At 53.9% G+C, this 18,734-nt stretch carries 17 protein-coding genes and 2 pseudogenes; 2 read left to right on the forward strand and 17 right to left on the reverse strand.

The features are described from left to right. Positions 1 to 2 precede the first annotated feature (2 nt). The 6 genes from cysT to EBAPG3_RS04625 form a co-directional block, all read right to left on the reverse strand. Positions 3 to 833, reverse strand: a complete 831-nt coding sequence (cysT, locus tag EBAPG3_RS04600; protein WP_004174982.1) for a sulfate ABC transporter permease subunit CysT — start codon at positions 831 to 833, stop codon at positions 3 to 5. A 42-nt stretch (positions 834 to 875) separates the two neighbouring features. Next, positions 876 to 1,703 carry an EAL domain-containing protein gene (locus EBAPG3_RS04605; RefSeq protein WP_004174984.1) on the reverse strand — a complete coding sequence of 276 codons (828 nt, stop codon included), beginning with the start codon at positions 1,701 to 1,703 and terminating at the stop codon, positions 876 to 878. Continuing rightward, on the reverse strand, positions 1,681 to 2,100 hold the full coding sequence (locus EBAPG3_RS04610; RefSeq protein WP_004174986.1) for a DUF2325 domain-containing protein: 420 nt from the start codon (positions 2,098 to 2,100) through the stop codon (positions 1,681 to 1,683). Before EBAPG3_RS04610 ends, EBAPG3_RS04605 begins: the two co-directional genes overlap by 23 nt. Before the next feature lie 44 nt (positions 2,101 to 2,144). Continuing rightward, positions 2,145 to 3,140, reverse strand: coding sequence for a sulfate ABC transporter substrate-binding protein (locus EBAPG3_RS04615; protein ID WP_004174987.1), 996 nt, complete (start codon positions 3,138 to 3,140; stop codon positions 2,145 to 2,147). A 42-nt stretch (positions 3,141 to 3,182) separates the two neighbouring features. Beyond that, on the reverse strand, positions 3,183 to 4,844 hold the full coding sequence (locus tag EBAPG3_RS04620) for an alginate export family protein (protein ID WP_004174990.1): 1,662 nt from the start codon (positions 4,842 to 4,844) through the stop codon (positions 3,183 to 3,185). Positions 4,845 to 5,073: 229 nt separating this feature from the next. Further along, positions 5,074 to 6,540 carry an alginate export family protein gene (locus EBAPG3_RS04625; RefSeq protein WP_227869270.1) on the reverse strand — a complete coding sequence of 489 codons (1,467 nt, stop codon included), beginning with the start codon at positions 6,538 to 6,540 and terminating at the stop codon, positions 5,074 to 5,076. 594 nt (positions 6,541 to 7,134) lie between these two features. On the opposite strand from EBAPG3_RS04625, the pseudogene EBAPG3_RS04630 reads away from it, so the two are divergent. Together EBAPG3_RS04630 and EBAPG3_RS04635 are read left to right on the forward strand one after the other, a co-directional pair. Further along, positions 7,135 to 7,367: pseudogene (locus tag EBAPG3_RS04630) on the forward strand (integrase core domain-containing protein); the annotation flags it as partial. A 127-nt stretch (positions 7,368 to 7,494) separates the two neighbouring features. Then, a pseudogene (locus EBAPG3_RS04635) lies at positions 7,495 to 7,769 on the forward strand (integrase core domain-containing protein); the annotation flags it as partial. Positions 7,770 to 8,833: 1,064 nt separating this feature from the next. On the opposite strand, the gene EBAPG3_RS14920 reads toward EBAPG3_RS04635, so the two are convergent. The 11 genes from EBAPG3_RS14920 to EBAPG3_RS04685 form a co-directional block, all read right to left on the reverse strand. Then, positions 8,834 to 9,436 (reverse strand): hypothetical protein, encoded by a 603-nt coding sequence (locus EBAPG3_RS14920; protein ID WP_151898863.1) that lies wholly within the window; start codon positions 9,434 to 9,436, stop codon positions 8,834 to 8,836. 406 nt (positions 9,437 to 9,842) lie between these two features. Further along, on the reverse strand, positions 9,843 to 10,577 hold the full coding sequence (locus EBAPG3_RS15300) for a type II secretion system protein (RefSeq protein ID WP_004175001.1): 735 nt from the start codon (positions 10,575 to 10,577) through the stop codon (positions 9,843 to 9,845). Then, positions 10,564 to 10,950 carry a type II secretion system protein gene (locus tag EBAPG3_RS04645; RefSeq protein ID WP_004175002.1) on the reverse strand — a complete coding sequence of 129 codons (387 nt, stop codon included), beginning with the start codon at positions 10,948 to 10,950 and terminating at the stop codon, positions 10,564 to 10,566. Before EBAPG3_RS04645 ends, EBAPG3_RS15300 begins: the two co-directional genes overlap by 14 nt. Then, positions 10,944 to 11,408 (reverse strand): type II secretion system protein, encoded by a 465-nt coding sequence (locus EBAPG3_RS04650; RefSeq protein WP_004175003.1) that lies wholly within the window; start codon positions 11,406 to 11,408, stop codon positions 10,944 to 10,946. Before EBAPG3_RS04650 ends, EBAPG3_RS04645 begins: the two co-directional genes overlap by 7 nt. Then, entirely contained in the window at positions 11,405 to 13,369 is a 1,965-nt protein-coding gene (locus tag EBAPG3_RS04655) for a secretin N-terminal domain-containing protein (protein WP_004175004.1), read from the reverse strand. The genes EBAPG3_RS04650 and EBAPG3_RS04655 overlap by 4 nt, the downstream gene beginning before the upstream one ends. Further along, a complete protein-coding gene (locus EBAPG3_RS04660) occupies positions 13,369 to 13,962 on the reverse strand; it encodes a hypothetical protein (protein ID WP_051048907.1) in 594 nt (197 codons plus the stop codon). The genes EBAPG3_RS04655 and EBAPG3_RS04660 overlap by 1 nt, the downstream gene beginning before the upstream one ends. After that, on the reverse strand, positions 13,959 to 14,507 hold the full coding sequence (locus EBAPG3_RS04665; RefSeq protein WP_040851253.1) for a hypothetical protein: 549 nt from the start codon (positions 14,505 to 14,507) through the stop codon (positions 13,959 to 13,961). The genes EBAPG3_RS04660 and EBAPG3_RS04665 overlap by 4 nt, the downstream gene beginning before the upstream one ends. A 1-nt stretch (position 14,508) precedes the next feature. After that, on the reverse strand, positions 14,509 to 15,030 hold the full coding sequence (locus tag EBAPG3_RS04670; protein ID WP_004175007.1) for a PilN domain-containing protein: 522 nt from the start codon (positions 15,028 to 15,030) through the stop codon (positions 14,509 to 14,511). A 13-nt stretch (positions 15,031 to 15,043) separates the two neighbouring features. After that, positions 15,044 to 15,883, reverse strand: coding sequence for a hypothetical protein (locus EBAPG3_RS04675; protein ID WP_004175009.1), 840 nt, complete (start codon positions 15,881 to 15,883; stop codon positions 15,044 to 15,046). Next, positions 15,864 to 17,555: a GspE/PulE family protein gene (locus EBAPG3_RS04680; protein ID WP_081607227.1), complete on the reverse strand. Its 1,692-nt coding sequence runs from the start codon at positions 17,553 to 17,555 to the stop codon at positions 15,864 to 15,866. Before EBAPG3_RS04680 ends, EBAPG3_RS04675 begins: the two co-directional genes overlap by 20 nt. Further along, entirely contained in the window at positions 17,552 to 18,733 is a 1,182-nt protein-coding gene (locus EBAPG3_RS04685; RefSeq protein ID WP_004175012.1) for a type II secretion system F family protein, read from the reverse strand. The genes EBAPG3_RS04680 and EBAPG3_RS04685 overlap by 4 nt, the downstream gene beginning before the upstream one ends. Between the last annotated feature and the right edge of the window lies 1 nt (position 18,734).

The raw sequence follows: 18,734 nt of genomic DNA on the forward strand, positions 1-18,734 counted from the left end.
TCTCATGTGGAAATGCTCCGGCGGCTCCACCATTGCAGCAGGTTTATGATCAGCAGCATCACAAACGAAATCACCAGCATGATCACCGCCAGTGCGGTGGCGCCTGCGTAGTCATATTGCTCAAGCTTGGTGATGATCAGAAGCGGCGTAATCTCGGAAACCATGGGCATGTTACCGGCAATGAAAATAACCGACCCGTACTCGCCGATCGCGCGCGCGAACGCCAGCGCAAAACCCGTCATCAACGCTGGAAAAAGCGCGGGAAAAATCACCCGCGCGAAAGTCTGCAGCCGGTTGGCGCCCAGTGTTGCCGCCGCCTCCTCCAGTTCCGATTCGATATCCTCGAGTACCGGTTGCACCGTACGCACCACGAACGGCAAACCGATAAAAGTCAGTGCGACAAAAACGCCAATGGGTGTAAATGCAATTTTAATGCCGAATGGCTCGAAAAATTGACCGATCCAGCCATTTCCGGCGTAAAGCGCGGTCAATGCAATGCCAGCCACTGCCGTTGGCAGCGCAAACGGAAGATCCACGAGCGCGTCCACCAATTTTTTGCCCGGAAAGCGATAGCGCACCAGCACCCATGCAACCAGAAGGCCGAATACGGCGTTGACCAGCGCAGCCGCGAACGAAGCACCGAAGGTCAATCGATAGGAAGCCACTACGCGCGGCGTCGTCACCGTCGTCCAGAACTCCGGCCATGTCAACGCGGTCGTACGGATAAATGCGGCGGACAGCGGGATTAGCACGATAAGACTCAAATAAAGCAGGGTGAATCCGAGCGCCAGATTGAATCCTGGCAGAACGCTGTGTTGCTTGAATGTGCTCAACTTAAAACTCCTATGGGTTCAGTTTTTACGAGCGTGTGCCTTTTACCTGAGTCCCGCATGAAACCCGCCAGCGGCGGCAGGTGGCCTGTCGATTTCGATCGAACGCGCCGGCCTCCCCAGGAACCGGCCCTGCAATAGATCAGCGCCCGTGCGAACCGCGGCAACCATCTGCCGACGGGTCTCGATATCCCGTACCAGCAAAGCGGCGCCGAAGCGACGAACGGTATTCAGTAGCGGATCTGTTCTGTCATTTTGCAGCAGGGTGGATGCATCCACCCGAACGATGTCTGGATACAAATTCCCTAGCTCCGACATCCAGCCACCATTTGTCCCACTGTGATTCGCTGCGATCCGATAACCGCGCGAGCGATAGTTGCCGATCACATGCCTGAGCAGCCTCCAGTCGCGATTCACCTCGGCCGGGATTTCAATAACCACGCGCGAAGCGGCTATCCCGATGAGATCGAGGACTTCCGCAAATGCGCGGCCATGATCATCCTTGACGCTCTCCAGAAGACGTGGCTGCACACCGACAAAAAGATTGCCCGACCCGGATGCCGTACAAAAATAATTGATCGCATGCAACGTGCGGCACAAACGATCCAGCTTGACCAGCAGGGCATCCTCCGCCGCCAACGCAAAAATGCCCCATGGGGGCAGCACGTCTTTATGGTCCGGCCCCGAACGAATGTAAGCGGCGTGTCCGATAACCCGCCGGTCATTTGCGCCAACAACCGGCTGAAAGACGCTTGACAGCCGGTTGTTGAAGAAATGCCCGATTACCCAGCCATCTTCTGAACGCTGTAACCGATGATCAGTGGTCGCTTGGACCCGCACCAATTCATCATCATGTGCATTCCTTGTTTCCATACCGGTGCTCTTTCCTTTGTTCGGGCATTAAGATAACCGAAGCTGCCAGGCAGCGCCATTGTCCAACGATGAGTATCAGGAATCGGATCGCGTCGCTGCCACGACAAGGAGGCTCGCTTAATTCCATACTTTCCAGCTTTCTGCGCAGCTCATGTGTTGAGTTTTTGCAGAACACCAGGGGCACGCCATTTTTATTCGCCTGCTGCTTCAAGGCATTCGATACGCTGTGGCTGACGTAATCGTACAGTATCACCACCAGTCTGGCGCTACCGGGCATTGTACGCTTGGTAAATCTCGACTGTCTGCCATCCCAGTGTTCGACGTCGGCCAGGCCGTGCGCCAGGAGTTCCCGCTTCAAGGTTTGTATGTAGTCTCCACCCACGATCAATGCAGTCATGCTGGCTCCTGAATTATATGGTGGCGCCCTCGCGCCAACGGATGTTATTTCTGATAAATCTGATCAAACGTTCCGCCATCGGCAAAGTGAAGCTTGTGCGCATTCTTCCAGCCGCCAAACACATCATCGATCTTGAACAGCTTGATGGCGGCAAACCGGCCGGCATATTTCGCGGCGATCTTGGCGTTTGTGGGACGGTAGAAATTCTTTGCGGCGATCTCCTGGCCTTCATCCGAGTATAAATACTGAAGATAGGCTTCGGCGAGATCGCGCGTACCCTTCTTGTCCACCACTTTGTCCACCACCGCGACCGGCGGCTCCGCGAGTATGCTGAGTGACGGCACAACGATCTCAAACTTGTCGGGACCGTACTCCTTGACTGCAAGGAATGCCTCGTTCTCCCAGGAGATGAATACGTCACCGACACCCCGCTCGACGAAAGTCGTGGTTGAGCCGCGCGCACCGGAATCAAGTACCGGAACATTCTTGTAGATGTCGGCGACAAATTCTTTTGCTCTGGCCTCACCAAAGTTTCGCTTGCCAAATTCCCATGCCGCCAGATAATTCCATTGCGCACCCCCGGAGGTTTTTGGATTGGGTGTAATCACAGCCACACCGGGTCTGGCCAGATCGTTCCAATCCTTAATCCCCTTGGGGTTGCCTTTGCGCACCAGAAAAATGATGGTCGAGGTATAAGGCGTGCTGTTGCGCAAAAATCGCTTCTGCCAGTCTTCCGGCAGCAGCTTGGCCTTTTCCGCGATGGCGTTGATGTCATTGGCCAAGGCGAGCGTCACCACATCCGCCTCGAGACCGTCGATCACGGAGCGCGCCTGTTTGCCAGAGCCGCCGTGGGATTGCTTCACGGCCACTTTCTCATTGGTCTTTGCCTGCCACTGTTTTATGAATGACTCATTGAACTCCCGGTAAAGTTCACGCGTGGGATCATAGGAAACATTAAGTAACGTCCTGTCCGCGAAAGCATTGCCGTTGATTAACAAACTCGCTAGCAAGGCTGTTGTCAGCCATGTTTTGATTTTCATTTTTCCTCTGATTTGATAGTAAATAAATTAATCAAGCGCCGCTCAAAAAGCGCTGACTACTACTTCAGCGTAAAAAAAATTGGAGCTTCCCGGACTTCTGCCAAGTGCCGCTATCTGCCTGTTACGCGTGAAGTTGCCGCTGACAAAGTGCGAATAGCCCACAGTGGTGTCGATATTCGCCGTCAGTTTATAACGGGCACGGATATCAAAAGCATGTCCGATGAAGTTGCCACTCCTTCCGGTCGGATCACGATTGAAACCTGGATTCCGAATCGCGCTGTTATTGCCATCAAGCAGATTGTTAAAGCGGTCAGTGCTGCTGGCGAGCCAAAACCAGCTGTAGCCGCCGTCTATACGCAAATCTTTGCCCGGCTGGAACTCAAGTTTGACTTTAGGCGCTTTGATATTTTCAAAGACAATGTAGTCGTCCGCGGACCAGGGCCGCGCGAAACCGAAGAAGCGTTCAAACCGGTTACTGATGTTGTCATTGGGATTACGATCGCCGCTTGCGTAGCCATAAAAGGCGCTGATGCGCGGTTTCCAGTCGTGTTTGAAGGTGTATCCCGTCTCGAGCGTATAACCGTGCGCTTCATGTCGCTCCGAACCGTTTCTGCCGAATTGGTAGATCAGGTTGAAGTCATAATCCAGATTGGTATTGCCTATCTTCCCATAGCCACGCAGGGCGGGTGCGTGGATTTCGCGGTCGATTTGCCCCGACATCTTGCTGCCGTCCTGTGCGAGGCCCATATAATATGGTTGGAGCGTAATAATGTCCGACCACTTGCGCCAGTGACCAATAACCCCGTAAAACCACTGATTTTCGATGCGCTGATCGAAAGTGGTCAGCAGGCGTTTAACAGGTTGATAGGCCCATAAATCAACTTCCCAGTCATTCACTTCCTGGCCCAGGTTGATGCGAAAGCCTTCGAAAGTATTGGTGGTGTTGCGCCATTCGTTACGGCCGATCAAACGCCGGTCCAGGGCCTCATAGGCCATACGGCCTATCCGAAACCTGATTGGACGGTCCTGGTTCCGATCGTCTTGACCCAGCGCGCGCTTGAAATACAGTTCACCATATCCCTGGATCAGGTCGTAGTCGTTGAAATCACGGTCATCATGCGGGAATTTGCCGTTGTAGCGCCGGGAATCCTGAAATTCGATCGCGCCGCGAAATGGATCGAGAAGTTCCCTTATTCCAATATATGCCCGTGAGCGTAGTAAAAAAGGCTGGTCAAGCGTGAGGTCGGTGCGTCGTATATCGTTACTCCGAAACTCATACCGGGTACGGTGATCCAGGCCAACATCCAGCCAGGTGATGTCTTTGAAGGCGTCAATACCGGTCTTGCTCAGATTCTTTACATATCTGGGTGGATCAGACTCCGGTTGTGTGGAATAGCTGCTGGCAGGTTTAAAATAGCTCGTGGATTTTTTGCTGGCTTCCGGTTTGGCAGCAAGCGGGATAGCCGGTTTATCCGATGCCGCAGGGTTACCCGATGGCGGTATTACCCATTTATAATTATTGTCTGATGATTTTATCGACCATTTATCTGAATCAAATATCCCGGCCTGTGTCAATTGCTGCGCCACTTGCTGGGTTGTCACCCGAGATTCTCCCATTGGCTCGTTGTTTTCCCTCGCCTGAATCGAGCTTACGGGTAATGTGCTGATTGCGGATGCAAGCGCGATTCGCCAATAGTATTTCACTGCTCTCTCCGTTGTTTTATCTGGCCGCTGCTCCGAATAATGAGAAGGCACCGCCGAGTGGCAGGTGCCTTTGAATTAAAGCGGAGGATAATCGACAGAGTAGAAGTTACCAGCTCCCTCCTATATGAGGAACTAATAAGATTCGATTTGTTTATCTCTTTTTCTCATATAGAAAGTTTGTGTAGGCCTGATCTCGATGGAAATGGCAAGTAACGCATGCGAGATTTACTTAAAATGCACTCATTAACACTTCGACGTAGAAAAAGTCGGTGTTGCCTGAGCGTTGGACGATATCGTCAGGATGCGCCGCTATTCTGTTTTTTACGAACTCGCCGGCGGTAAAATGAGTATAGCCGAACGTGGTGTTAATCCGAGACGTGAGCTGATAGCGCAAGCGCAGTTCCACCGCGCTTCCCACATAATCTCCACTCCTTCCGGTTCTATCCCTATTGAAACCGGGATCCCTGACGACACTGATGTTGCCATCGAAGGAGTCGAAAAGACGATCCGTGCTGCTGGCCAGCCAGAACCAGCTATAGCCGGCTTCTAATCCCAGCTTTTGGGTCGGCTGAAGGTCAAACCTGATTTTGGGAGCCTTGATATTCTCATAGATGACGTAATGATCCGCCGACCAGGGGCGTGCAAAACCAAAGAAACGGTCAAAACGATTATTCACATTGTCGTTGGGATTCCGGTCACCGGTAGCATAACCATAAAAAGCACTCAGACGCGGTTTCCAGGCGTAATTAAAGTTCCGCCCTACTTCCGTAGTGTAACCATACGCGTCGTGCTGCTGGGCACCATTAGTACCGAATTGATAGCTGAAATTGATATCGTAATCCAGCCAATTTCCAATCTTGCCATAGCCACGCAGCGACGGCATGTGAATTTCCCGGGCGAGCTGGTTTGTTGCAGTACGGCCATTGGGATCAGCCGTTTGCAACTGCCCCATGTAGTATGGCTGCAGCGTGATAATGTCGGACCACTTACGCCAGTGGCCAATCGCACCAAAAAACCACAGGTGATCGTTGCGTCTGTCAAATTCAGTTTGCAGACGTTTGACCGGCTGCATACCAAACATATCGATTTCCCAGTCATTTGCTTCCCGACCCAGGTTCAAGCGAAAGCCTTCGAAGGTATTGGTGGTATTGCGCCATTCATTGCGCGCGATAAAACGCCGGTCCAGCGTTTCGTAGGCCATGCGCCCTACCCGGAATCTAAGCGGCCGGTTCTGCTTGCGATCATCTTCACCTAGCGCGTTTTTGAAATATAATTCGCCGTATGCTTGGATCAGGTCATAGGGGTTGTACTCCTGATCAGTCGTCGGAAATCTGTTATTGTAGACTCGTGAATCCTGAAATTCGACAGCGCCACGAAACGGATCGATGATTTCTCTTATGCCTAAATAGGCGCGGGAGCGCAGAAAGAAAGGGTTGTCGAATCCGCCTTCAACCCGGCGGATGTCGTTGTGACGCATTTCGTAGCGGGTCCGGAACTCAAAGCCAATATCCAGCCAAGTGATGTGCTTGAATGCCTCAATGCCGATGTCGCTCAACCGACGCACATATCTAGGTGGATCGGTGTCGGGATTAGTGGCATAGCTGTTGGAACGCCGGTGATAGCTTGTGGGTTTTGGAACTGCTTCCGCTTTGGTAGCGGATTGCTCCCACCAGTCATACTCGCGATCCGTATTCATGGCCGGTCTTGGAGGAGGTGGCTCAGCAGGTTGATGTCCCGGCTTGATCGCCCATTTGAAGTTCCCCTCTGCTGATTTGACTGGCTCTTTATCTGCAGCCGATGTTCCTGCTTGGCCTATCTGCTGCGCTCTTTGTTGGATTACCCAGGATTTGCCCGAGGGTGTGCTGAGTTCCTCCGCTTGAATCGAACTTATAGGGAATGCACTGATCGCGAATGCAAGCGCGATTTGACAATAGCGTTTCATTGATTTTTTCCAAAATGACTCTCCCGGTATTCCGGACAGGTCGTCTGCGTCGTCGTTTCGCTTGTGCTGCGCCGATCAGCAACAAGCCGACAACCCATATAATAAAAACATGCTTTCTTGTAATCCTGTTTGGCTACCTGTCAGGGATAAGAAAGGCACCGCTTGGTGACGGGTCCTTAAACTAAACCAGAGGAGCATTGACGGAATGGAAGTTACCAGTGCCCCCTTATGCAAGGAACTAATAAGATTTGATTTGTTTATCTCTTTTTCTCATATGAGGAGTTCGCATAGCCCTTCTGCTATGCAGTTAACGCCGACTGTTTTCACGAAAACAACAACAATCTTCCCAGCATGGATGGGCGCGGGGCCTAGAGAGATAATGTGTTCGTTGAGCGCCTGTGGAAATCGGTGAAGTACGAGCAGGTGTATTTGCACGCCTATAATCGGTCACTGAGGCCAGAGCATCGATCATGCAATACATGGACTGGTACAATCGAGCCAGACCGCATTCGGGCCTGGAAAAGAAAACACCTGATGAAGCTTGTGCCGTGACGTTACCGACGGTTAAACTGGCAGCGTGAGAATCAGCAGAGATTCCAATTAAAATACTCAGGTCGTTGTTCAAACGATGGGGACAGCTCTGTTTTGATACTCGAACCTACCCCAAAAATTACATGGCGGTTTTTGCAGCTATGTGCACACTACCCCTATATTGAAAGCTTTAATGGTCGATTCCGGGATGATTTCTCAACGACCATTGGTTCTTGACCTTGCATGAAGCACGCGTTCTCATCGACGCGTGGCGCAAGAATTACAATTCGACATGGCTACACAGTTTCCTTGGCAATATCACGCCAGCCGAATTTGCGGCCAAACATCAATTTGCAACCCAGGATTCTACCGCAGCGCGTGTAGCTGATTACGGGGAGCAGGTCAGGGCGAATTCACTTAATAATAGGGGGTTGCATCGACGTCAACATTGAACGAATAAAAAAGATACTTCATATCGTATTCCTAAATGAATGCATAATAATTGGAAGGATAGGTCTTCGACAGATTGTAGAAGGGAAAAAAAGTTTGACGACGATGAATACGGGCGTAATTTTCCCAATTTCCCTGCGATGATGGAGTTGCTTGCAAACGGTGCGACGGTGGGCTTGGTTCATATATCAAGTGAGAGAGGAATTACGAGCGAGCAAGCACAATGAGCGCATCCGATCTGGGCTGGGCTCACATAAACCTGACAGGCAACTACCAATGGGATACATCCGACCCTCGGGCCAGATCAGTTTCGACCCGTATACATGACTTCGCCGCAGCGGCTTAGCGTGCTTTAAAGCGCGAATCGTGTCTTTACCTCTCTAGGCGCCTTCCCCGGTTTTTTTTGCATGCTCCCCCGTATTGATGACCTCGGAACCGGTCCGCCCCCTTGCATGCTATGCGAGTGCTGCGGCTACGACGGCTTCGACCTGATCCTTTGCAATAGAGGCGCTCCCGCAATGGGTCGCACAACGAGATAAGTACCTATTCCCTTGCATCCTATGCAGGTTCTGAGATTACTACGGCTTCGCCCTGTTCCTTTGCAATAAATGCATATTGTCGGCACATGACGAATACTTAGATCCTCTAGCATATATTTCTCCCGACTTGGGGTAGTGTGCACATAACTGCAAAAACCGCCACGTAATTTTTGAGGTATTTAAACCAATTTTCTGGTTAATACGTACGCATTAATGCAAAATTTGGTAAGTGATATTAATTGTATTGCCGTTACTTATTGGAATAAGAATTACGTTTTGCTTGGCTGAGTCCGACCGTAAAGCTAGCATCATAAGCAATAAACTTAAAAGCTTGGGGGCTCCTCGTTTTCAGTGCAACTGACGGTACGCAAAGCCAGTAACGACGTAGGGGTCTTTTAACCAATTATTGATAATGCGGGTATTGCTTTCCACTCCGTAATGCGAGTTTTAGGGCGTGAATGAGAGCTCCACATAATCCCGATCTTACCCTTCAAAAAAAAGGAGGATAAGGAGAACTTAAGAAGACGCTAGTCGTGTGGCGGCATATAGCAGCCCGCTGCGTACCGCCCGGCGTTGTCTGCATCAGCTGAAATCAAGTCCATGCCTACATTCTCTAAACGAATTTTTGCCCCTGCTTGATCAAAAGGAACGCCACTACCATTCGCGGAGATAGAAACCCGGTAATGACGAAATCTATCTGGCGATTGCCGATCATCGGTATACCAGCCCTCAGCCGAAAAACCCTTGCTCGTTCGATGACCACCTTCATAAGTTAAATTATAAATTATCCTGCAAGCCTGCCACCCTACGGGAGCCTCAATCGTTTCCGAGCCGGAACAGGACTGGTCCCATGCAACATCACACTCGTATGAGCTCCATTTGATCCAACGCCATACAAATGGAGTTGAAGTTGGCATAATTTTTCTCATACCTGGAACGGGAACAGGGGGGGTGTCCTTTGCGGAAATACCCCCCATCGTAAAAATTTCTGATGCGGGAGGCACAGGAGTGAGTTTTTGTGGAACCCATGGTTTATCCTGCACATTATCGGATGAGGTTGTTTGCGCCAAAATAGATGAATAGGAGAAGGTTAGACTAAGCGCCAGGATAGTAATAGCAAAGTTGTACATAATGAGCTCCTTTTGAATAGTATGTTGATCATTAATACTCTACTGCCCCTCCACCGAGAATTCGTTAAAAGACGCCTGTAGTACAATGTCATTCTTTACTGGAGATTGACATCGTTACACTCCTCTTATAATAAAATTAACTATCTGAACCCCCCACTTTTCACCTGCAAGACCGCTGGGCACACTGGAACCATTAAAACTGGGCATGCATTGTGGGTGAAGTGCAAGTTACCATAGTGTCTGTCAAGGAAAGATTTCGAAAATGTGATCAATTTGTCATTGTTAAAAGTGTTAAAAGTGTTAAAAGCCATTAAAAAAGGTGGCAATTCACCCCCATTCAAGCACTTTGATGCCGATGATGATTTGTATCCCCGTCATTTCCAGTCTGTCGTTGGGAGTACTGCGGCTAATTACGCAAGCAAGTCCGGTGAGCACCTGATGCGGCGGCAAAGCAGGCATGGCAGGCCGGTCCGGTCAAATCCCCGCAACTTTCCCGGCATTGCGTATTTTCGATGGCAAGCTGACTTCCGCACAACGCGAAGCGGTTGCCCGGTTTTGTCGGTGCGACAGGGCCGGAAGGGCCGCCTGGTTTGGGCCGACCCGTATCCGGCGGAGTTGTTCCGGCATTCCCTGGTGGCTGGGTTGCCGCTACAGCGGATAAAGCTGCTGCGTTTTGTGTGTAGATAAAACGCCAATCCGCATATTTTTCGGCGTTGGTGAATTCGACAAATTCACGGGAAAATCCGTCCTGCTTGAATGGCTTGGTGGTGGATAAGCTGTACACCCCGGTAATGCGACCCTGTTCCCTGACCAATCCCCATTGAGTTGTCCCGGCAATCGGATCACGGTAGATTCTGCGCAAATGGTGTCGCGTTTTGACGAAGCGCTTATCATCCAGCAGCTCGTGCAGTGTGAGCGGATAGTGCTTGACCCCGCCCGGGGTGTTTTCGTAATAGCTCCCTATGGCTTTGCGAAACTGTTCGCCGATAAACAGGAGTTCCCGTTCTTTTTCCCGCCGCGCTTCGGCATGCCAGACTTGGCCGGTAGAGGCGAGAGCAATGCCGGAGATAATGACAAACATCAGCAGTCCCAGATAAGTGAATCCCCGCTGATGCCTGGCATCATACCTACCAGTCACCATAGCTGGATCCATCCATGGCGAGAGTGGTGGCGCCGCTATGCAGGTCGTACACACTGCCCGGGGTATCGTCCGACGGCGGAACGATAATCCAGGTTTTTGCGCTTTCAGTTACGGGATCCACGGGTATGCTGCGTATATATTTGCGCTCCGCCAGCTCTTCCAGCGTATAGGGATAGCGTGCCTGATCACCGTAGAATTTGTCCACGGCTTCACGCATCACGCTAAGATTCTGCTTCAGCGCGGCCTCTTTGGCGCGATCCACGCCACTGAAATAACGGGGTACAGCCACCGTCAGCAGGAGCATCAGAATCGCCAGCACCACCAGCAATTCGATCAGCGTGAAACCTGAAAATGTGCGGCGGTTCATCACCATTCGTTGTAGGCGATACCGTTCAGTCCGGTTTTCCGGCTGAGGGAATGGACATCGAACACGTTGTCACCGGCCTGGGGAGAGTCCTGTGCGCTTTCATAACTGCGCTTGCCCCATGTCTCCTGCGGACTGGCCTGCGTGTCAGGATTCATCGGATCACGCGGCACGCGGCGCAAAAATCGTATAAGCCGCTTCTTCGGATCGCGTGCATCTGGTATGCCTTGTGCAAGCGCATCCAGTGAAGCGGGGTAACCCGAGGACTCCGCCGCTTTTTCCACGCGGCCTTCGTCGGCTGCTTTTTTGTAAGCATCCAGCGCTGTCCGGATGTCGCGCAACGCGGCGCGCAATTCTGCTTCCTTCATGCGCTTGACGCTCAACTGGCCGAGCGGTAGCAACGCCATGGCAAGGATCCCGACGATAGTCACCGTCACTACCAGTTCGATCAGGGTAAAACCTTTCATCGGATATTGACCGGAGAATTGAATGGGTCGGTGAAAGGTTGAGATTGTCCCCCGCCCGGGGGATTGGAATTATCCGTGGGCGGATTGGCAGGCGGTGGGGGAGTTTGCGTTTGATCCGGAGACCCATCCGGAGACACTGATTGTTCTATGGGGGGAGAAAACTGGCGCTGAGGCGGGTTACGTCCGGTGCCACTTCCCCCAGCGCCTGGAACAACGATCTGCGGCCGGTCGTTAATGCTCAGTTCCGTCCCGGACCAGTATTCCGAAAGCTCCGATTCCGGACGGCGAATGTTATTCAGAATACGCGGCGTGATGGCGAGAACGATCTCCGTTTTGTCTTTTTTATCTTCCTGGTTGGCGAATAACCGTCCCAGCATCGGAAGATCGCCCAGTCCTGGTATCCTGCTCGCATTCATGCGTTCATCGTCCGAAATCAGACCGGCCAGCACCTGGGTTTCGCCATCCTTCAGTCGCAAGAGCGTGGTCGCATTGCGGGTGCCGATCTGGAAAACCTGGGAACCGTTTCTTAAAGTCGTGGCGATTCCCAGCGAACTGACTTCCAGCGCCACCTTGATGTGGACGTGATTATCCAGGGCGATGCGGGGTTCCACTTCAAGCTTGAGCCCCACATCGATATACTGGACACTTTCCGATGACGTACCGGTCGTGCCGGCCACGTTGGTGGTTATCAGCGGCACCTTGTTGCCCACCTGTACCCTGGCCTTCTCGTTGTTGCGTACACGGACACGTGGATTGGAAAGCAGGTTGATATTCCCTACGGTTTTCTTGAAATTCGCTACGGGATTACTGTCGATGTTCAGAAAATCGAGTGGAACCGAACCAAGATTAGCGGTCAATGTGCTCAAAGTAAGCCCCGCACTGCTGGTCAACGTGGTGGGATACTTGATTCCCAGTTCCTGCAAGCGGCTGCGGCTTATTTCCAGCACATCCATTTCCAGCATGACTTCGGGGTCCGCCATGTCGTTGGCGGCCACCAGTTTTTCGGCAATGCGGATCACCTCCGGAGTATCGCGAATCACCAGCATGTTGAGACGCTCGTCGATATGAACATCCTTGCTCTTGAGCATGGTCTTGAGCAGCGCCGCTATCTGCTTGGCGCTGGCATTGGTGAGAAAGAAACTGCGGATCATCAAATCCTGATAATCCTTGAGTTTCTGCAGCGTATTGGGAAACACCAGCGCGGTAGTTTCGGATAAGGCCTTTTTCTGCAAGCCATTGGTCGCCAGTACCATTTCTATGGCATCCTCAATGCGGGCATGTGAAACAAATACTGTCGCCTTGGCATCCTGTTTGATGTCCTTGTCCAGGATGAAGTTGATCCCCGTGGTACGCGAAAGCGCTTCGAATACCATCTTGATATTGGCGTCACGCAGTTCCAGCGAAACGGGCTGGTCGAAGGGCGACTTGAGGCGAGGAGGTTCATTACGCACAAACTCCTGCTTGCGGCGAATCTCCCCCTGTAATTCAAGCGCGCCGGCATGGGATGGCATTTCCAGCAATACTGCTCGCACCAGTGCCTGCGCCGCATCCAGATTGTCCGCATTGAACAGGCGGCGCGCCTCTTCTACCTGGCCGGCATATCTGCGTTCGCTCGCTATCGCAAGCTGGCCTGCCAGGGCACGCGCATTGGCGGGTTCCGCCAATAGCACGCGAGCAAAGAATGCTTCCGCGTCAGCAGTTCGTCCTTCGCGCAATGCCCGGTCAGCCTCCTGCAGCAATTCATAGATGGCCCGTTCATGCGTGACATGAAAATCCCTTCGCGTGGGCATGTCCTCCGGCTTCGCCTCGCGCGCGACCTGTGCATTGGCCATCCGTTCCTCGGGGGTGTCGCCCGGTACGCCGTCTTTTTGCCAGGGCGCGAAGGCGCAAGCGGAGATCATGAGTACCGGTACGCAGGCGAGGCAGGCAGCCAGGCTGGGGGTCCCGAAGGTGAAATTCATTAAAAAGCTCCTTGATTACCATCTTCGACGGGTATGGTGGGCCTGGCGGTTTTAAGGAGCGTCTGTGGCTGTCCCAGGGGTAAATAGGTAAGATTCAAGGAAGTGGCGTCCTCTGCGTCAAGCCGCCAGAAATTGTCGATATTCTGGCCGGCTACGACGGAATACACTTTATTGTTTTCGGTCAGGAAAAATGTCGTTCCCTGCGGGCTGCCCGCCAGTTTTCCCAGATAGGAAAATGGGGGCGCCGGGGCGACCGGCCTGGGAGGTGGTGCTGGCGGTTCAGCGGGTTTGGAAGCCACATGCCAGTCATGCGGCCTGAATAAATCCGCGGACTGGCCGTTTTGTTCCTGAACAACGCGGGTACGTCCGCTCAGCGCGCCCCAGTTCAAGCCAATGGATAACTCCTGCGATGCCGTTCCGTACACGGTGGCATCCGAAGGGGCAGTTTTGGCGCGATCAGTCGTCCGCTGGGTTGAATGCGCAAGCTTGATCACTCCTTCCTCTTCCTGGTCATCGACCTGAATGGCCAGCCATGCTGTGATGGCTAAGGCCGCCGCCATGGCTGCCCGACGCCTGATGAATGCTGATGTCATGCGCGTTTTCTCACAAAAAATACAAAACGCAGGATGACCGCGGCCTGTCCTTCCGCCACCTTTCCTCGTTCCAATACTATGTCTGCGAGTGCCGTCGAGGGAAGTTTCTCCAGCACATCCAGAATAAGGCCGTGAATCTGCGAATAAGTGCCTGTTACCGGCAGCGTGACCTCGAAGCGCCGCAAGGCTCCACCCGTTTTCTCCACTAGCGCGTATTCCCCCTTATTCAGCTCCAGCCCTTTATCCTTGGTCAATATAAACAGCGCGTCCAATTCGTTGGGAAGCTCATCCACCGTGGGAAATCTCGCCTGAAATAGGGCGAGTTCCTTTGCCAGAATCTGATCCGGCGGCAAAACCGGGATAACCGGGCGGGATTTCAAGGGACGCGCGGCCAATTCCATGCGCAGGCTATCGATCTCGCCGCGCAGGGGAAGTACGCCGGCCAGCAGGATAGTCAAAGTCGCTGCCAGGAGCGTGATTCCGGCCAGTCCCGCCGGGCCGAGCTGGCGCATCAGACGCCTGGCGTGCCACGTTATCGCGTCCATATCAGCCCGCCCACCGTGCGCTTAGCGCGAAACGCACGGGTCTTTGTTGATCCGAAGCGACCACTTCGTGTTCTTCGAGAACCACGTCACTCATTTGCCCGGTGGCCGCCAGCTTGCGCGTATAGTCCAACGCATCGGCGAGCCGGCGTGCCTCGCCCGCGATACGTAAACGTCCCTTGGCGGCATCGGGGCGTATCGCCAGCAGCGCGATCTCCGGCCGGGCGGTTTCTTCCAGTATCGAGAACAGTGCTGGCCACGGGCGGCCCAGTTCGCTCAGCACGGTGTTGGCCTGGCGGACCTGTTCCTGCATGGCTTTCTGAATTTCAGGAGAAGGCGGCGCATTCGAGGTGCGACCTGCATGGGGATCATTTTGCACCCGCGATTGCAGATTTGTGCGTTCGCTCTCCAGCCGGAGGTACTCCCAACCGGTGGCGGAAAAGAGTAGCAGGGCTGACAGCAACAGTCCCCACACCCAGGATGGCGAGGCATGCTGAGCCTTGGCGTGATCGAGATGGATTTTCATGCATACTGCTCCATTAGGACAACGCCAGCATGGCGCCCGCAAAGACCCGGTCCTGGATTGGCGTCAACCCTGAGGGCCATGCCGGGGCAGCCATTTCGACTGTCCAGCCATTTGCCGCGGGTACGAGATCAACGGATTCTCCGTCGACCAGCTCCGGCGCGCACAGCTGGAAGAAATGATGGTCATGCAGTCCAGCGGTGATAGTCAATCGGTCCAGTATGCCGTACAGGCTGGCGGGCCAATCATCCGTTGCATAAACCTGCTGCACTCCGCACCAGCCCGCCTGCTTCCATGCCAGCAGGCTCAGCCGCTCCGGCTCGGCCAGCACGAATACTCCATCTTGAGCCTGCGGGATGCGACCCAGATGGTTGAATGCGGCCATCAGGTACGGCTGAATCGAAATCAGCTGTGCACCTGCTGCAGTAACTGTATCGCGCAGAGTGACGACGAGTTCGCGGTCTACGGCGCTTGCCAGAGCGGGACGGCCGGGCGCGGCATCACTCAACCTGATATCCCAATCGGCGACGGCATCGCCATGCGCGCGCTCAAAGGCATGGCGTGCAAGTACCCCCAGTTCTTCCCGGCTGCGCGCGCTATCCGGATTGGGAACAATTGCATACCGCAACAGGCGATTGGAAAGCACCGCTGTAACCCGCATCCCGCCTGTCCGCATCGTGCGCAAGATCTCGGGCAGCATGGATAGTGCACCTTGCCAGGATGGGGCTTTGTCCACGGCGCACGAAACCGTATCCTTGGCGGTGACGCGTGAATGCAAGCCCCCGGCTGCCTGCAGCCATGCCACGTGATCCGGATAGATCGCCAGAACAAGCCGGTTACGCCACAAATGTGACACGATTGATCTCCTCGAGAGTGGTTTTTCCATGGGCCACGGTTGCCAACGCCGCCTCACGCAAGTTTTTCATGCCGCGCGCGCGTCCCGCGTCCTTGAGTTTCCGTAATGGCTCACGGGCGATTATCATTTCCCTGAGTTCATCATCCAGAGCCAGCAATTCCGCCACCGCTTTCCGGCCTCGATACCCGCTGCCGCGGCAATGTCCGCAACCGCGTCCGCGGCGGAAGCGGAAACTTTTTGTGGTTTCCGGCTGCAAGCGGGATGCTGCCAGCAGTTGTGCGGAAGGCTCGTAGTCTTCAACGCAGTGCGGGCATACCAGACGTACCAGGCGCTGGGCCATGACGCCGTTGAGCGCCGCTACCAGGCTGTAAGGTTCCACATTCATATGCAGGAAGCGGCTGATCACGTCAAACACGTTGTTGGCGTGCAGCGTGGTGAAAACGAGGTGCCCGGTCAGTGCCGACTGCACCGCGATCTGGGCGGTCTCCGCGTCACGGATTTCACCCACCATTATTTTGTCCGGGTCATGCCGCAGGATGGAGCGCAAACCCCGCGCAAAGGTCAGCCCCTTCTTTTCATTGACGGGGATTTGCAGCACACCGGGCAACTGGTATTCGACCGGGTCTTCGATGGTGATGATTTTGTCATGACCATGATTCACTTCGCTGATCGCCGCATACAGCGAAGTGGTCTTACCGGAACCGGTGGGGCCAGTGACCAGCACCATGCCATAAGGTTCGCTGACGAGCTGGCGAAAGCCTTCAATGATGTAATCATCAAAACCTAGTTGTACCAGGGACAGGCCGGTGGCCTGGTCCGACAGCGATTTACGGTCGAGCACCCGCAATACGGCATCTTCTCCGTAAATACTGGGCATGATTGAAACCCGGAAATCCACGTCGCGCCCCTGCATCATCACCTTGAAGCGGCCATCCTGTGGCACCCGGCGCTCGGCGATATCCAGTTCTGACAGGACTTTCACCCGAGACACCGCCTGTTCGGCCATCTCCGCGCCCTGCATGGCGCCGACCTGTGCGAGAACGCCATCAATACGATATTTGATGACCAGCCCCGAGGCTACGCTTTCCATATGGATATCACTGGCTCCACTTTTAAGTGCGTCGTACAACGTAGAGTTGACCAGCCGGATGATCGGACTGGCATCCGCGTTAATACTTTTCAGCGAGAGATGCTCGATATCGCCGGCGTGAGCTTTTCCGGTTTCCGCCGCAGTCAGCAAGGCCCCGTCCATCGCGTGCAGACTCTCTTCGTGACGCGCCAGATATGCCAGAATATCCGCGCGATGGGCCAGGTAGAGATCGAAGGGTTCATGTACGCATTCCATCGCCCAGTCAAAAAATTCAATATGAAACGGATCGGCTACGACCAGGCGCAGTCGTTTCCCCGGAGCGCGCAACGGGAGGCACTCATGCCGGGTCGCAAGCGTGAAATTCATGATGTCGAAAGCCGGACTTAGCGCATACAGGGCCGCCATGTCCATCGCCTGCAAGCGTGCCGCTCGCGCGAGCTCGGCGACAAAATGAGCGGTATCCAGCTCGGAATTGGTTTCGAGCACGTCTACCACCGAACGTCCGCTGCGCTGTGCCAGCAAGCGGGCCTCCGCAATTCCCTGAGGCGAGAAAAGTGTCACCACAGCTGACGGGATGCTCATTGCAGGCTACCCGCCAGCTCAAAAATAGGCATGTACAGCATGAGTACCACAATGCCTATCACAAGTCCGATAAAAATCATCAGCAGCGGCTCGAACAGGCGTGTAAACCATTCCAGCCAGCGCGCGATTTCTTCATCATGCAGCGTGGCGATATGTTCCAGCATGGGGCCCATTTCACCGCTTTTTTCTCCAACCCGGAGCATGCGCAACGATACGGGGGTGACCAGTCCGGCCGCTTCCATTGCCTCAGAAATGGCACGGCCTTCACGGATCAGCGCGCTGGCGCGGGTTAGGCTGACGTGAAAGGAAACGGCCAGCAGTCCACGCGCCATTTCCAGTGCCTGCGATACCGTGATGCCGCTCACCAGCAGCATGCTCAAGGTGCGGTAGAAACGTGCCAGCTGAAAAATTCGCATCTGCTCACCAATCATGGGGAGGCGCCATAGCAGTCCCACGAGATAGCCGCGCACTTCCCGTACCGACAGTGCGTAGCCCATGGCGATAATAAAAACAAGCGCGGATATGAGGAGGGTGTTTCCATGCTGATCGATCAATCCCGCCCAGGCCAGCACCATGCGCAACATCCAGGATTGTGAGGCTCCGGCATCCGCGTAGATCTGGGAGAATCGCGGCACCACGTAGCCAAGCAGAAACAGGATGACGAGGCCGCCGACCGTTATCAGGAGAAATGGGTAGATCGATGCGGCAACCAGTTTCTTTTTGAGCATTTCCACCTGTTGCTCATAGCCGATATAGCGCATGAGCGCCTCCGGCAAATCACCGGTTCTTTCGCTGGCACGTATCATGGCCGAATAAAGGAGCGGGAACTGCTTGGGATGGCTCGCCAGCGCGGCGGAGAATGTCTGGCCTGCGTACAGGGCATCGAGTATGCCTTGCAACGTGGCGCGTACTTCAGGACGATGCTCCTTTTCGGCAATGCCTTCCAGTGATTCGATCAGGCCGAGCCCGGCTTTCATCAACGCATACAGTTCCCTGCTGAACAGCAGCAATGGAAATCGCCCGGCTCTTCCCATGCGCAGCTTATCGGGCCGTGCTTCCGTCGAGATGACTTCGTATCCCTGGCTCTGCGCTTGCCGGGTGGCATCCTCTTCGTGCGGAGCATCAAGGTCCAGCGATATCAACTGACCGGCAGAGAGGGCGCGAACGGTATATCGCATC

This window comes from Nitrosospira lacus, from assembly GCF_000355765.4.
GTDB lineage: Bacteria > Pseudomonadota > Gammaproteobacteria > Burkholderiales > Nitrosomonadaceae > Nitrosospira > Nitrosospira lacus.

Coding starts and splice junctions, on each gene's coding strand:
- EBAPG3_RS04605 (WP_004174984.1), bottom strand. CDS start 1,703: ATGGAAACAAGGAATGCACATGATGATGAATTGGTGCGGGTCCAAGCG.
- EBAPG3_RS04610 (WP_004174986.1), bottom strand. CDS start 2,100: ATGACTGCATTGATCGTGGGTGGAGACTACATACAAACCTTGAAGCGG.
- EBAPG3_RS04615 (WP_004174987.1), bottom strand. CDS start 3,140: ATGAAAATCAAAACATGGCTGACAACAGCCTTGCTAGCGAGTTTGTTA.
- EBAPG3_RS04625 (WP_227869270.1), bottom strand. CDS start 6,540: ATGAATACGGATCGCGAGTATGACTGGTGGGAGCAATCCGCTACCAAA.
- EBAPG3_RS14920 (WP_151898863.1), bottom strand. CDS start 9,436: ATGTACAACTTTGCTATTACTATCCTGGCGCTTAGTCTAACCTTCTCC.
- EBAPG3_RS15300 (WP_004175001.1), bottom strand. CDS start 10,577: ATGGTGACTGGTAGGTATGATGCCAGGCATCAGCGGGGATTCACTTAT.
- EBAPG3_RS04645 (WP_004175002.1), bottom strand. CDS start 10,950: ATGGTGATGAACCGCCGCACATTTTCAGGTTTCACGCTGATCGAATTG.
- EBAPG3_RS04650 (WP_004175003.1), bottom strand. CDS start 11,408: ATGAAAGGTTTTACCCTGATCGAACTGGTAGTGACGGTGACTATCGTC.
- EBAPG3_RS04655 (WP_004175004.1), bottom strand. CDS start 13,369: ATGAATTTCACCTTCGGGACCCCCAGCCTGGCTGCCTGCCTCGCCTGC.
- EBAPG3_RS04660 (WP_051048907.1), bottom strand. CDS start 13,962: ATGACATCAGCATTCATCAGGCGTCGGGCAGCCATGGCGGCGGCCTTA.
- EBAPG3_RS04665 (WP_040851253.1), bottom strand. CDS start 14,507: ATGGACGCGATAACGTGGCACGCCAGGCGTCTGATGCGCCAGCTCGGC.
- EBAPG3_RS04670 (WP_004175007.1), bottom strand. CDS start 15,030: ATGAAAATCCATCTCGATCACGCCAAGGCTCAGCATGCCTCGCCATCC.
- EBAPG3_RS04680 (WP_081607227.1), bottom strand. CDS start 17,555: ATGAGCATCCCGTCAGCTGTGGTGACACTTTTCTCGCCTCAGGGAATT.
- EBAPG3_RS04685 (WP_004175012.1), bottom strand. CDS start 18,733: ATGCGATATACCGTTCGCGCCCTCTCTGCCGGTCAGTTGATATCGCTG.